Genomic DNA, 14,362 nt, shown 5'->3' with positions numbered 1-14,362 from the left:
AAACTCAGGGTGCGACGATTTTCACTTATTTTGGTGCCTTGAAAAGCAGCGGTCAACCGCCTCACAGGCCATCTGACAGAACCCTCGCCTCTAATGTGTGCCCCATCGTCAAACCGCCGCTGCGCAAAATTTGCGTTGCAACCGCCTGGCGCAGCACGCCTGCCTGGGGCACAACCAGGGTCAGCCGTGTTTTGGCGCGGGTGATGCCAGTGTAGAGCAGCTCACGCGTCAAAACGGGGGCCACGCGGTCGGGCAGCACCAGCGTGACCTGGTCAAATTCGGAGCCCTGGGATTTGTGCACGGTCATGGCAAACACCGTTTCCACCGCATCCAAGCGGCTTGGCAACACCCAGCGCACGCCCAGATTGCCGCTATCGCCGAGGCTTGCAAACGCAACGCGCAGGCCGCGCGCGGTGGGCAGACACAGGCCGATGTCACCGTTCATCAAGCCCAGGTTGTAGTCATTGCGCGTCACCATCACCGGGCGACCCGCGTACCAGCCGTCCAGCGGGAAACCCAATGCACGGGCGATGTTGCGATTCAGGGCCAGCACGCCCCATGGGCCTTCGCGCAGCGCGCACAGAATTTGAAACTGGCTCAGGGTGTGCAGCAGCGCCAGCGCTTGCGCGTCGCTGCAGACACCCGGCTCACGGGGCAAAGGTGTCGGTGCGTCACGTGTGGCAGCGGGTGCATCTGGGTTTGGCGCATGAGCCAGCTTGTTTGACACGCCTGTGGTCTGGGGGTTGCTTTGCGTGACTTCGCTCAGTGCTGTCAAGGTGGCTTGCCAGCCGACACGCACCAGCTGGGTCAGGCTCGCATCCCAAGATGCGCTCGGCTGCAATCGGGTGACGCTGGCAGCCTGACTTGGCTGCCAGAGCGGCGCGCTGGCCCAGAGCTCAGCCACGGCTTGGCGCTGCCCGGCGTTGACCGCGCTGGCCCACTGGCCAATCTGGCTGCCTGCGGCAAAGCGGTGACTGTGGCGCAGCATCACGGTTTGCTGGGCTAGGGCTGAGCCTGCGCCACACCAAGCGCGCACATCTTGGCCGGTGGTGTCCTGGATCCACTGCGCCGTGTCTAAGCTGTAGCCACCGGCTTGCGCACCTTCGCAGAGCTGGCCCATGACGGCGCCCGCCTCCACCGAGGCAAGCTGATCTTTATCACCCAGCAGAATCAGGTTGGCCGACAGCGGCACGCTGGACATGAGCCGCGCCATCAGCTCCAGGTCAATCATTGAGGCTTCATCGACCACCACCAAATCCAGTGCCAGCTCAGGTGCGGGCCTGGCCTGCACCGCAGCGCGCACCTGCAGCAGCTTGTGCAGGGTTTGCGCCTGGGTGGGGATGTGTGCCTGCATGTTGGCGGGCAGCTTTTTGACCGCCTGGGCGATGGATTCACCCAGACGTGCCGCCGCCTTGCCAGTGGGTGCGGCCAGCGCCATGCGCAGCGGCCGTGTGGCTTGCCACTGCAGCAGCGCCAGCAAACGCACCACGGTGGTGGTTTTTCCGGTGCCCGGGCCGCCAGTGATGAGCGTAAAGCGACCCCGCGCCGCCAAAGCGCAGGCGACTTTTTGCCAGTCGGGGGCAACCGTAGACGCAGGCCCCATCTGCATGGCAGGCTGGGCCAGCGCACCTAACATACCCGGCGGGACGCAAGGGACGGTAGATATGGGCTGATCAAGCGTGCCAGCGGCGAGCGCGGGCGCAGGCGCAGGGTCAAACAGCGCATCCAGCGCCTGGGCCAAGGTGTTGGGCGTAGCGTTCGGCTGGGCGAGGCGCGCGGCAATGCAAGTGCGGATGCTCTGCTCAGCCTGCCAGTTGCGACGCAGGTACAGGCGCGGCCCATCCAGCACCAGCGGGCTGGATGGGCCGTGGGTCCAGGGCAGGCTGGCAGCGGCTTGGGCCAGATCAGGTGGCAGCAGGTCTTGCAGGAGCGCCTCCCAGGACAAGGCGAGCACGCCGCTTTGGCGCAGCACATCCAGATCCAGACAAGCGTGGCCACGACCAAACTGGTGGCTGACCAGCGCCGCCAGCCAGATGTGGCGCGCGTCCTCACTGGGCTGGGCTTGCTGCAGGTAGTGTGCAAACGCCAGGTCCAACGCGGTTAAGGGCAAGTCTTTAGCAGCCTCAAGCCATTCAACGGCGTTCATCGCAAGCCCTCCGGGCCAAACGCCGCATCCAGCGACTCGACCAACTCAGGCGGCGGGCACAGGTGCAGCAGGCCGCAACCAGGTTGGTCCACGCCACGCAAAAACAAGTACAGCGCACCGCCCAGATGTTTTTGCGGCGCGTAGTCAGGCAGCCGGCTTTTGAGCAGCCGGTGCAGCGCCAGCAAATACAGCGCTGCCTGTACGTCGTAACGGTGGCCCAGCATGGCCTGCTGCAGCTGCGCGGGCAAGTAACCGGGCAGGCGGTTGGACTTGTAATCCAGCACGTAATAGCGCCCCTGATGCAGCAGCACCAGGTCCATGAAACCCGTCAGCATGCCCTCCAGCTGGCGGCGCTGCAGCGGCGGGCGCGGCTGGGTTGGCCAGATGTGGCGGCTGATCAGCGCGTCCAGCGGCTGGCTGCCCAGGCTACGCACTGGCAGGCTGAAACCCATCTCGGGCCACATTTGCGCTGGCTTGAGTGCACCTAATTCAATAGCTGCTTGCACTTTATCTATAAGGGCTAGAGGCAGTTTTGACCTGATAACCTGTTTTACCCAGCCGTGCAGCAAAGCGCTGTGCTCGGCGCTTAAATTGTGGCGCTGGCTTTGCCGCAGCAGCAGGGTTTGCCACGGGGTTGGCAGTGCGGCGCTGGCGGGGTTGAGGTCAGTAGCGATTGGCTCGCCCTCGCCAGATTCTGAGGCGGCTGGCCAGCCATGCGTGGCCTGCCATTCCAGCAGGTCATGCAGCAGCGTGCCGTAGCGGCTGCCTGCCGGGAAGTCGTTCAGCGGCGGCTCGGTGCTGAGTAAATCAGGGGCACTCAGGCTGGTGGACGGATCGGCTTGCGCTGCACGGCCTGAGGCTCGCCCGCCTGCTGTGGTGGCGGGCTCAGGCGTCCAAGGCAGCAGCGCCAAGTCCGCATCCTCGTCCTGCGCCGGGTTGTCGGTTTGCGAATCCTGCAATTGCTCATCGCGCTCGCTCAAAATGGGTTGCGCGCCAGAGGCGGTCGCGCCGTGCGGCAGGTCTCGGGTGAGCGCGCTGAAGCTGGCGCTCCACCAGCGGCTGTGGATCAGGCGTTGCGGCACAGCGGCTGGCTTGGCGGCTTGCACGGCCAGCACCGGTTGGTACAACTCAAAGGTGGGCTCGGGCGCGGTCAACACCGCAATATCGTCACAGGCCCACGCCTGCAGTTTGACCACCAGATCGTCTGGCGTAATGCGCCCCAGCAGGCTGGAGAGCGCACCTTTCACCTTGGGCGACTTGCCATCGACATCGCCCCGCACCTGCGCAACGCCCAGCCACAGCGCCTGTTTGGCGCGCGTTAACGCCACATACAGCAGGCGAACGTCTTCGCTCAGGCGCTCATCGTCCGGGCGACCGCTGTCCTGGTCTTCGGCGCGGTAGAGCGAGACAAAGGGCAAAAACACCAGCGGGTACTCCAGCCCCTTGGCTTTGTGCAGGGTGACCACTTGCACCAGATTGGCGTCGCTTTCCAGGCGCAGCTGCGCGGCCTCGCCACTGGCTTGTGGGCGGCGCAACTGCTCTTCCAGATAGCGGATCAACGCGCCCTCGCCTTGCAATTGCAAACTGCTCGCTTGTAATAACTCGCCCAGGTGCAGCAGATTCGTCAGCGCGCGTTCGCCTAAGCCCGGGTCTTGCAGCAAGCGCGCGGGCAAGCCCTGGTCGTGCAACAGGCGGTAGAGCATCGGCAAGAAGCCTTGCGCGCGCCAGACGCGCTGCCACATTAAGAACTGCTCTACCAAGGTGTCCCAGGCGGCTTCATTTGCCAGCAGCGCATCGAGCTGCGGCCAGTTGAGCGACCAAGTGGGCGTGGCCAGCGCAGCGCGCACCAGCCGATTCGAGCCCGGGCTGGCCACCGCCCGCAAGATGCGCCACAGGTCGTTGGCCTGCTGGCTGGCGAAAACGCTGTTGCGCTCTGACAAATACACGCTGCGCACCCCACGCTGCGACAAGGCGCTGCGGATGGCGGCAGCCTCGCTCCAGTTGCGCACCAGCACCGCCATGTCACCACTGCGGGCCGCACCGCTTTGCAGCAGCGCCACCATCTGGCTGGCAAACACGGCAGCCATTTGGCTCAAAAAGTCGTCTTTGGTGGGTGTTTTGGCGAAGGGCTGGTGCCACACCGTCATCGCCACCAGCGGCTGGCCGGCCACCTGCAGCGGCAAAACAGACGGGTTGCAGGCCGCCACCGGCTCAAAAGGCACGCTGCCAAATGGCTCATTGGCGTTGCCAAATACCCGGTTCACGGCAGCCACCACACCGGGAGTTGAGCGGTAATTGCCGGGCAGGTTGTAGATGCCCTGCGCCTGCTCGCGGGCGCGCAAGTAGGTGGCCAGGTCGGCACCGCGAAAGCTGTAGATGGCCTGCTTGGGGTCACCAATCATGATCAGGCCGGTGTCGGGTAGTGGCTCTACGGGAAGGTCCGCTGAAGCGCTGGCGTCTTGCAGTGGCGGCTGGCCCAGGGTTTCGTCGGTTATAGAAGAAATCGGTCTGTAACCCTTATCGGATAAGCGCGGGTAGCTATAGATTTTGCTTAAACTGCCAAACTGCCAGGGGTCGGTGTCCTGAAACTCATCCACCAGCGCCACCGGGTATTGGACGCGAATGGCGTTGGCCAGCCGGCCGTCTGGCGCCTGCAAGGCACGGTAGAGGTTTTGCAGTAGGTCAGAAAAGTCAAACTGCGCGGCCTGCGCCTTGGCACGCTGGTAGGCGCGGTGCACGTCACCGGCTGCATGGGCCAGCAGCTCGGTGACCACATCGGGCTCGGTGCTCAGGTGATCGTGCAGGGTTTCCAGTTGGGCAAACACCGGCCACTGGTCAGCCGCTTGCCAGCCTTTGGCAACCAGGGTGCGGGTGGTGAATCGCTCAAGGGTGACCGGATCAACCTCGCCGCCCTGCGCCCAATCGGCCATCTGATCGAGCCAGCCTTTGAGCCAGTCGGGGCGGTAGTTTTTCAGGGTTTTGGCGGCGGCGACATCTTGAACAGCCTGCGTGACGTCAGGCAGCCAGGCTTGTTGCGCCGGGCCTTCCAGTTGTGCGCGGCGCTGTTGCCAGGCCGCCCAGCGGGCCAGCAGTTCGTCGGGTGCGACGGGCGCAGTTGCATCCTCTTGCGGGGCGCGCTCAGAGTCGCGCCACAGCGCTTTGAGCTTGTCGAGCAGGGCCTGCGGCGTGTCACCCACGGGTTTCAAGGCCGCCAGCGTCTCTGCGTCCAGCCCGTAAAACCAGTGCCGCCAATAGTCTTGCGTGGCAATGAGCTGCAGGCGCTCGCCGTCTTCAACGCGGTTTTGGGTGAACAGGCTGGCGCTGTCAAACGCATGGGTTTTCAGCATGCGGCTGCTCCAGCCGTGGATGGTGAAGATAGCCGCGTCGTCCATCCACTGCGCCGCCATGTCCAGCCGCTGGGCACACACTGGCCAGTGCTCGGGTGCGATGCTGGCGCGCAGATCGCGCAAAAAGCTGTCGACCTTGGGCGCGTCCCCGGTCTGAAAAAACCGCGCTGACTGCGCTAGGCGCTCTCGGATGCGTTCGCGCAGCTCGGCTGTGGCGGCTTCAGTAAAGGTCATCACCAGGATTTGTGGCGGGTACAGGCCCATACCCAAACTTGCCAAACTTGCCAAACTTGCCAAACTTGCCAAACTACCCAAACTGTCAGAGGCTGGCGTGTGGCCCAGCACCAGGCGCACATACACCGCGGCCAGGGTCCAGGTTTTGCCGGTGCCGGCCGAGGCCTCTATCAGCTGCAGGCCAGTCAACGGCAGCGTCAACGGGTTGAGCGTGTGGCGGGCAGGTGCTGGCTGGGCCGCTGGCGAGCCTACCTGTTCAGGTGCGTTTGCGTGCGCAGGCGCATCCAGATCAACTGGTGGCGTGTTGGCGCTATTGGTCATGGCGACACCTCAGCAGACGCGTCAATATGCGCCAGCAGATCGCCATACAGCACCTGCGCCCAGTGCGGCAGCGCGTCTGCCAGACCGTCGTAACTAACAAAGGCGCGCTGCAGGTAGGCGGATTCGGCCAGTTCGCCACCGCGTTGGCCGCCTTCAAAGGCTTCACGGGCGGCTTCATGCGGGTCTTTAGCGGGCTTGCCAGCCGCCACCAGCGCCTGGTTTTGCCGCTCTGCCAGCAGGTAGGCCCAGGCGGTTTTGCAGGCCACCGGCAAGGGTTGCGCCCAGGCGCCGGCGTAGGCTTGCAACAGTTTGCCCAGGGCGGCGCTGGCTGCGTCCGCGCGCATCGGTTGCAAAACAACTTCGCCGTCTACGCCCAGCTGCACGCTGGTCATGTGTAGTCCGCTGGCGCATGCCGCCAGATGCCGCACCCACAAACCCACCAGCACATGCAGGCGCGCCACCGAGGACGCGCCTTTGCCTTGCAACACCGCACCGGTGCGCTCGGCCAGTTGCAGACAGGGCGCGCTGGCATCGCTGCCCTGTGACCAAATGCCGGTGAGCGTGCCGGTAAGCGTGGGCACCGTCTGGCCTTCAAGCGACGGAGCGGTCGCTGGGCCTGGGCCTGGGCCTGGGCCTGGAACTGGGACTGGGACTGGGACTGGGACTGGGACTGGGACTGGGACTGGGACTGGGACTGGGCTTGGGCTTGGGCTTGGGCTTGGGCTTGGGCTTGGGCTTGCGTTTGGCAGCGTCAGCGCCACCGGCAGCGCCGCCAGCGCCTGCGGGTAGCGCTGCAGCCAGGGCGCGCGGGCCTCTAGCACGGTTTGCGCTTTGTTCATCAGTGCGTCGGCCAGGCGGGTGCCAAAACCGGCCAGCGGCAAACTGCCTGCCGCGCGCAGGCTGCGCAGCGCGGCGGCGTTTGCGTCGGCCTGCAGCAGCGCGGCACCGGCCTGGTGTTGCTGCAAATGGTTCAGGGCAAAGGGCTCGTCTTCTTGCTCCAGCGCCTCCAGCGCGTCAAACTCCACCTGCAGGCGGTTGCGGAAAAACACGTCCACCGGCTGGCGCAGCAGGCGCTGCAAGTCGCCCAGCGTCAGGCTGGACGGCGGCGCGGCAGCACCATCACCCCCCGCATCAGTCGTGTCTATCGGCTGATTTGATATTTTTTCAATAGCTACTGGCGCTTTATCTATAAGGGCTAGAGGCCGAATTGATGCCCAATCTGCATCAAAGGTCTGAAACGCTGAACCCGCCTCAAAATAGGCTTCAGAGAACGGCTGCAGTGGCTGCGCCTGCGGCACGCGCGCAGGTACCCAGCTGGCGTTAACCACATCCAGCAGCTGCGCCACCAGCACCGACGGCGGGCGCACGCTGTTGTCTGCCGCGCTGTGGCCTTGCCAGCTGATGTAGAGCTTTTGCCGTGCCGACAGCAGCGCCTCCAGAAACAGGTAGCGGTCGTCTTCGCGGCGCGAGCGGTCACCGGCGCGCCAGCTGCTGGCCATCAGGTCGAAGTCGCGCGGGGCCTGCACACGCGGGTAGGCGCCATCGTTCATGCCCAACAGGCCAATTACTTTGAACGGGATGGAGCGCATCGGCATGAGCGTGCCAAACTGCACGCCGCCGCCAAAAAAGCGCTGCTGCAAGCCGGACTCGGCAATGTTGGCCAGCCAGTGCTCGCGCACCACTTCCAGGAGCAGCGGTGTGTCCAGAGCAGCCTCCGCGCAGGCTTGCAGCCAGACCTCCAGCGGGGCCAAAAGACGCTCAATGGCGCGCGCATCGGCGTCGTCTGCCGGGGCGAAAAAGCGCTCGACCAAGGCTTGCAAGGTCTGGCCCCACTGGTTGGGGGTTTGTTCCAGCTGCAGCATGGGCAGGGTCTGCTCAATGGCTGCGATCCAGTTCAACAGGCCAGCCGCCAGCGGTGCGTCCAAGCCGCTGAGTGCGGGTTGCGCCAGGGTGTCGCACCAGATGGTGCTGCTGGGTGACTCGCTATCTGGCTGGCTGGCGGGCGAAGCGACTGACTCGCCAAACGCATCCAAACCGGCGTTCGTGCCCACCGCACTTCCCACCGCACTTCCCACCGCACTTCCCACCGCGCTTCTCGCCGCACTTCCCACCACATTCCCCAGCGCATATCCCAGCAACAAGCGGCGCAGCCCGAATGCCCAGGTGTTTTGCTCCAGCCCAAGCGCCCCGTCAGGCAAACCCCAGGACAGGCGATGGGTAGCGTCCAGCCCCCAGCGCACCCCAGCGGCGGCCAGCCACTGCTGCACTTGGCGAACGGCGGCTTCATCGAGCCCAAAGCGCTCACGCACCGCCGCCACTTCAAACAAACCCAGCCAGTCAGCCAGAGACAGGCGCGCGTTGGGCAGGTTCAGCAGCTGCTCCAGCGCCTGCACCAGTGGGCTTTGCCGCGGCGTGGTGTCGGCCACCGAATACGGGATATAGCGCGGCTGCCCCGGCGAAAAACGCCCAAACACCGCGTGGATGTGGGGCGCAAAGGCGGGCATGTCGGGCACCATCACCATCACCTCGCGCGGCTGCAGGGCTGGGTCGACGTCCAGCCAAGCCAGCAGGCGGTCGTGTAAAACCTCCAGCTCACGCTGGGCGCTGTGGGCGGTAACAAACATCAGCGAGCCATCATCAGCCTGCAGTTGCGGCTGCTGCGGCGGTGGCGACAGGTTGAAGATGGCCGACTGCAGTTGTGCCAGTTGCGAGGCTTTTTCATCAGATGGTGCGTCAGGCGGTGCCGGGTCAACAAACACATCCACCCGGCTCCAGTGCGCGCGGTAGCGCTCAGGCTCATCAAAACCGTCCAGCAAATGCAAATAGTCACGCCCCTGCTTGCCCCAGGAGGCCAGCAGCGGCTGGGCGGGCGCGGCGGGCAGCATCGCTTTTGCCTCCGATGCCTGCGGCTTGCCCTGCTGCCTGCGGCGCACCTGCGCGCGCAGCGCCGCATGGCCTTCAACGATGTCACCCCAGAAATACTGGCATGGGTTTTGCACCAGCAGCATCACCTGGCACACCTGCCCGAGTGCCGCCAGCGCCTGCACCGCCTGCATGGGCAGCGACGAAATACCAAACACCATCAGCCTGCGGGGCAAGCCTGGCAAGCGCGGCTTGCTATCAGTTTCAGAATTAACCTGATCGGCCAGCGCGGCCAAAAAGCGTTCATGCACGCTGGCCCGTGAAGCCTCGGCCCGCGCCGGGCCAACGTCTTTGCGGATGTCGCGCCAAAGCTGCGCCTGCCAGGCGTGTTCTGGCGGCAGCACAAGCGGTGCGCCCAGCGGCCCACGCAACTGGTCAAGGCCTTGAGCCCAGTCGGCCAGCCAGTCGGCGCGGTAACTTTGGTAAGCGTCCAGCACGTCTGCCACCTGCTCGGCCAACTGGTACAACTTGCGCGCCGGGTTGTCACCTGAAAGGTAACGCTGCAGCGGCGCATAGACCGGGTTCGCCGCGCACAAAGCGGGCAGCAGGCGCACCAGCCGCCACAGCAACGCGGCCTTGTCAAACGGCATGTGTTCGGGCACCGCGTCTGGCCCCAGCACCGCGCGGTACATCTGCCACAGGTAGCCGCTGGGCAGCGCCATCTGGGTGGCGGCGCAAATGCCCAAAGCGCTGTCGTCGGCCAGCGCCAGCTCCAGCCAATGCTTCATGCCGTTGCTTTGCAGCAAGATCACCTCAGGCTCCAGGGGGCTGAGCGGGTGCGCGGCAACGTAGTTCACCAGCAGGTCACGCAGGTCTTCCAGCCGGTTGCTATGCAGCACCATGAAGCCGCGTGGTGTGTTGGGGTCAGCAGCCGGGGTGGCTTGGAGGTTCATGGGGGCAATGGGCTGGCGACTGGGGGTAATGGCTGGGACGAGTGTAGTTATTTTGGATTGGAGGAAGACCGGGTTGCCGCTCTTCGGTTTGCTCGCGAGCCGCACAATTGGCCGTCTGTCTCTGCTTGTATTGGCGTGCTATTCGCCACGCCGGCGCGCTGTGCAGCAGATTTGAGGCGCAATGTCAGAAATCTCCTACCCCAGCGCGTTGTTGTACCTGAGCTTTTCAGACTGACTGGGGTCAAATCTGCCCACCCACCCCTTTGAACTTCTCCACAAACGCAGCGATTTTCTGAAACACACTTTGTTTTTTGGTTAGGTACTGCGGGTTCAGCGGGCTCATCTTGGGCAAAACTGCGTTCAGCTCTGTGCCGCTGTCACTGGCGAACTCCCGTTTTAGTGAGGTGGTGATATAGCGCTTGGCTGCATCCGCATTCAGGCTCTCGTCACTAATCAACTCTTGCGCTTCACGCTGCAACTCCGCTTGGGCAAATGTAAAAAAGGCGTCAATCACACTGGCCTTATCGCCAATCTGGTCCAGGTCGGTATGGTTAATAAAGTCCACCACCAAGCCTTCCTTGGCGCGGTTGCCGAGGCTGGCACGAATCACCCGACGAACATCTGCAACCAGTGATGCTTTGTCCTTGATTTTTTTATTGTTCTCAAAAATCAGTTCCAAGATGTAGTCCAGGTTGATCTCTTGGGACTTCAGCAAGTCCACCTCAAACACCACATCATCCCAATCGATGGTGGATTTGTCTTTCTCAGCGCCCGATTTTTCCCGGCGCAGCCAATCGCGCACATCGTTATAGGTTGAACGATAGTCCTGAATTTTGCGCTCGGCAGGCATTTGAATGGTTTGCAATGCGGCCAAAGCAGCATCGTCTACATAGTGCTTGGTTTTGAATGCCTCCACCGCCTCCGGGTCGCTCATGTCCACGCTTTGCAAAGCCTTCAGGCTGGCGAATTCATCGTAGTTTTGCAGCACGTTTTCAACGCGCAAATACTCGCCAAACAGTTTCGCAAAGGCTTTTTTGTCCGACTCTTTTTCAATGGCTGATGGGTCTGGAAAACGTTGCTCCAATTGCGCAACCACATCCTTGTAGCCACGTCGCGCCTCACCGGTTATCAGATCGGTGAAGCCTTCCATGTATTCCTTGTAGCTTTTCTCCAGAACCACATTTTTGGTGTTGGTGTCACCAAACAGGGTTATGGCGGCGATGGTCGCCTGCTCCAGATCGCGGAAGGTGACGATGTTGCCGAAGGTCTTGGTGGCGTCAAAAATGCGGTTGGTGCGTGAGTAGGCCTGTATCAAGCCGTGGTAACGCAGGTTCTTGTCCACAAACAAGGTGTTTAGCGTGGGGGCATCAAAGCCGGTCAGGAACATGCCCACCACAATCAGCAGGTCGATTTCTTTGGCTTTGACTTGTTTGGCCAAGTCACGGTAGTAATTCTGAAAGCCATAGCTATCCACGCTGAAGTTGGTTTTAAACAGCGCGTTGTAGTCCGCAATGGCAGCGCTTAAAAACTCCTTGGCGCTGCTGTTCATAGCCGACACATCAAAACCTTCGTCCTGAATGTCGCCCACAGCATCCTGCTCTTCGTTGGCCGCAAACGAGAAGATGGTGGCCACCTTCAGGGGTTTGTCGCTGCCTTTTTGCAGATCCCTGAACGACTCGTAATACAGCTTGGCGGCATCCACGCTGCTTACGGCAAACATGGCATTAAAACCCTTCGTACCTGCTTGCAGGCGGTGAGTTTTCTGCCGGAAATTGTTCAGGATGTGCTGGGTAATCTGGCGGATGCGGTCGGGATGCAACAAGGCGTGCTTATTTTCCGCAGCGCTAAGCTTCTTCTCGTCCTGCTCCGTTTCTATGGCTTTGAACTGCGGGCGCACATCGTTGTAGTCCACCTTGAACTTGAGCACCTTTTCATCGCGAATGGCATCGGTAATCACATACGAATGCAATTCACGGCCAAACACGCTGGCGGTCGTCTCAGCGCCCAGGGCGTTCTGCGGAAAGATTGGCGTGCCAGTAAAGCCAAACTGATAGAACCTCTTGAACTTCTTCTTCAGGTTCTTCTGTGCTTCGCCAAACTGGCTGCGATGGCACTCGTCAAAAATAAACACCACCTGCTTGCCGTAAATGGGCAAGTCGCCTTCGCCTTTCATCAGGTTGTTAAGCTTCTGAATGGTGGTGACGATGATCTTGTTATCAATCTTGTCTAGGTTGCGCTTTAGGCCGGCCGTGCTGTCAGAGCCGTTCACGCTATCGGGTGAAAAGCGCTGGTACTCCTTCATGGTCTGGTAGTCCAGGTCTTTGCGGTCCACCACGAAGAACACCTTGTCGATGAACTCCAGCTCAGTGGCCAAACGCGCCGCCTTGAAACTGGTCAGCGTCTTGCCCGAGCCTGTGGTGTGCCAAATAAAGCCGCCGCCCTCAAGCCGACTCCAGTTTTTGGCTTGATAGGCGCACCTTATCTTCCACAGAATGCGCTCGGTGGCGGCAATCTGGTAGGGGCGCATCACCAGCAGTGTGTCGCTGACATCAAACACCGAATAATGCAGCAGCACATTGAGCAGGGTGTGCTTTTGGAAAAAGGTGGCGGTAAAGTCTTTCAGGTCTTTGATCAGGTTGTTATCGGCCTGCGCCCAGTTCATGCTGAAGTCGAAGCTGTTTTTGTTGCGCTGCGTGGTGTTGGCAAAGTAGCGGCTGTCGGTGCCGTTGGTAATCACAAACAACTGCAAATACTTGAACAGGGAGTGCGCGCTGTTAAAGCTCTCTTTGCTGTAGCGGTGCACCTGGTTAAAAGCTTCACGAATCGCCACCCCGCGTTTTTTAAGCTCTACCTGCACCAGAGGCAGGCCATTGACCAGCACCGTCACGTCATAACGGTTGGCATGGCTGCCGGCTTGCCCAAATTGCTTAATCACCTGCACCTTGTTACGGGCAATGGTTTTCTTGTCCAGCAGGTAGATGTTTTGGATGCGGCCATCGTCAAACACAAAGTCGTGGATGTAGTCATCGTGAATCTTGCGGGTTTTCTCCACAATGCCATCGCTGGGCTTGTCCAGCCAAGTCTCTACAAAGCGGAGCCACTCAGCATCGGAGAACTGCACGTTGTTGAGCCCTTGCAGCTGCACGCGCACATTGGCCAGCAAGGCCTCAAGGTTATTCAGACCCGGTACGAAGTCATAGCCCTGGTTCACCAAGTCCTGAATAAATTCGCGCTCCAAATCGCCTTCGCTTTGGTAGCTCTCGGAAACCGTCCACTCTTTGGTGTATCTGTCTAAAACAATAAAGTTTTGAGATTCGGCAATGGTCTTGTAATCGTTCATTCCTCTTCCTTTTTAGACTCGGCATTCTGCATAATACAAAGCGCGTCATCCTGCATAGTACAAAGCGCGTCATCCTGCGCGCAGTCGCAGGATCCAGAATCCAGCCAACTCGTTGCAAGATCATTCCAGCGCGGATTGGTCTTCTCTATCAAATCGATTTTCCACTGCCTGCTACGATTTTTTATTTTCTTTTCAAGAGTAATCGCCGCCCGAATATCTTCACCCTGAGTAAACCATACCAAGCGGGTTACATCATATTTTTTTGTAAACCCATCCAGAAGGTGGTGTTTGTGTTCATAAATACGGCGCTCCAGGTTATTGGTCATACCTGTATATAAAGTACCGTTTTTCTTACTTGCCAGAATATATACATAGGCTAGTTTTAGCATGCTCTAGCCTCACAGATGGATCCTGCGACTTCGCGCAGGATGACAGGAACAACTTCGCGCAGGATGACAGGAACAACTTCGCGCAGGGTGGCAGGAACAACTTCGCGCAGGATGACGGGAGCGCAATGAGAGATGATTTCTGCCGCCGTGTGGCCGGTAATGGCAAAGTGAAATTTGTCCTGCACATGGGCGTAAAAAAGGCGAGTGGTCTCCGACTTGGGGTCGTAATCGATGCTGCACTCGGCAAAAACATCGGTAATCTGTTGATAAATGCGTCGCTCGCTGGCGCGGATGGAGCGCACCCGCTCCAACAATTCACGAAAATAGTCTTTGCCAAAATAACGGCCATTTTTCAGCCGCTCATCATCCATGGCAAACCCTTTGATGATGTATTCCTTGATTAAGGCGGTCGCCCAGATACGGAACTGGGTGGCCTGTGCTGAGTTCACCCGGTAGCCCACCGAGATCACCGCATCAAGATTGAAATACTCCAGTTTGCGTGCAACTTGGCGCGAGCCCTCTTGTTGAACTGTTTCCAAAATGGAAATAGTTGCCTCCTGCTGCAATTCACCCGACGCATAAATGTTGTCAAGGTGCTTAGAGATTGCAGCCACCCCCACACCAAACAACTCCGCCATGCGCTTTTGTGTCAGCCAGATGCTCTCGTTGCCCAGCAGCACCTCCACTTTGATCGCGCCATTGGGCGCGGTATAGAGCAAAAACTCTGTGGTTTGGTCGCGCAGGCTTAGGTTCTTATTGGGCATGGATGA

At 60.6% G+C, this 14,362-nt stretch carries 6 protein-coding genes; all 6 read right to left on the bottom strand.

Translation table 11 applies throughout. The features are described from left to right. Positions 1-61: 61 nt before the first annotated feature. The 6 genes from recD to rhuM all read right to left on the bottom strand — a co-directional run bounded on the left by recD (position 62) and on the right by rhuM (position 14,356). Positions 62-2,146, bottom strand: a complete 2,085-nt coding sequence (gene recD / locus BLL52_RS12880; protein ID WP_075587005.1) for an exodeoxyribonuclease V subunit alpha — start codon at positions 2,144-2,146, stop codon at positions 62-64. Next, positions 2,143-6,048: an exodeoxyribonuclease V subunit beta gene (recB, locus tag BLL52_RS12875; protein WP_075587004.1), complete on the bottom strand. Its 3,906-nt coding sequence runs from the start codon at positions 6,046-6,048 to the stop codon at positions 2,143-2,145. Before recB ends, recD begins: the two co-directional genes overlap by 4 nt. Continuing rightward, positions 6,045-9,863 (bottom strand): exodeoxyribonuclease V subunit gamma, encoded by a 3,819-nt coding sequence (locus tag BLL52_RS12870; RefSeq protein WP_075587003.1) that lies wholly within the window; start codon positions 9,861-9,863, stop codon positions 6,045-6,047. The genes recB and BLL52_RS12870 overlap by 4 nt, the downstream gene beginning before the upstream one ends. Before the next feature lie 241 nt (positions 9,864-10,104). Then, positions 10,105-13,203: an HsdR family type I site-specific deoxyribonuclease gene (locus tag BLL52_RS12865; RefSeq protein ID WP_075587002.1), complete on the bottom strand. Its 3,099-nt coding sequence runs from the start codon at positions 13,201-13,203 to the stop codon at positions 10,105-10,107. Next, complete coding sequence (locus tag BLL52_RS12860) at positions 13,200-13,592, bottom strand: GIY-YIG nuclease family protein (RefSeq protein WP_083633931.1); 393 nt, start codon at positions 13,590-13,592, stop codon at positions 13,200-13,202. The genes BLL52_RS12865 and BLL52_RS12860 overlap by 4 nt, the downstream gene beginning before the upstream one ends. Then, a complete protein-coding gene (rhuM, locus tag BLL52_RS12855) occupies positions 13,586-14,356 on the bottom strand; it encodes a RhuM family protein (protein WP_198930628.1) in 771 nt (256 codons plus the stop codon). Before rhuM ends, BLL52_RS12860 begins: the two co-directional genes overlap by 7 nt. Between the last annotated feature and the right edge of the window lie 6 nt (positions 14,357-14,362).

It is taken from the genome of Rhodoferax antarcticus ANT.BR (assembly GCF_001938565.1).
Taxonomy (GTDB): Bacteria; Pseudomonadota; Gammaproteobacteria; order Burkholderiales; family Burkholderiaceae_C; genus Rhodoferax; species Rhodoferax antarcticus.
Note: the sequence above shows the minus strand (reverse complement) of the source record. Positions and strands in the feature narration are given on the sequence as shown.

What these genes read in the sequence shown, in the direction of transcription:
- BLL52_RS12865 (WP_075587002.1), bottom strand. Translation starts at nt 13,203, where the DNA reads ATGAACGATTACAAGACCATTGCCGAATCTCAAAACTTTATTGTTTTA.
- rhuM (WP_198930628.1), bottom strand. Translation starts at nt 14,356, where the DNA reads ATGCCCAATAAGAACCTAAGCCTGCGCGACCAAACCACAGAGTTTTTG.
- BLL52_RS12870 (WP_075587003.1), bottom strand. Translation starts at nt 9,863, where the DNA reads ATGAACCTCCAAGCCACCCCGGCTGCTGACCCCAACACACCACGCGGC.
- recB (WP_075587004.1), bottom strand. Translation starts at nt 6,048, where the DNA reads ATGACCAATAGCGCCAACACGCCACCAGTTGATCTGGATGCGCCTGCG.
- BLL52_RS12860 (WP_083633931.1), bottom strand. Translation starts at nt 13,592, where the DNA reads ATGCTAAAACTAGCCTATGTATATATTCTGGCAAGTAAGAAAAACGGT.
- recD (WP_075587005.1), bottom strand. Translation starts at nt 2,146, where the DNA reads ATGAACGCCGTTGAATGGCTTGAGGCTGCTAAAGACTTGCCCTTAACC.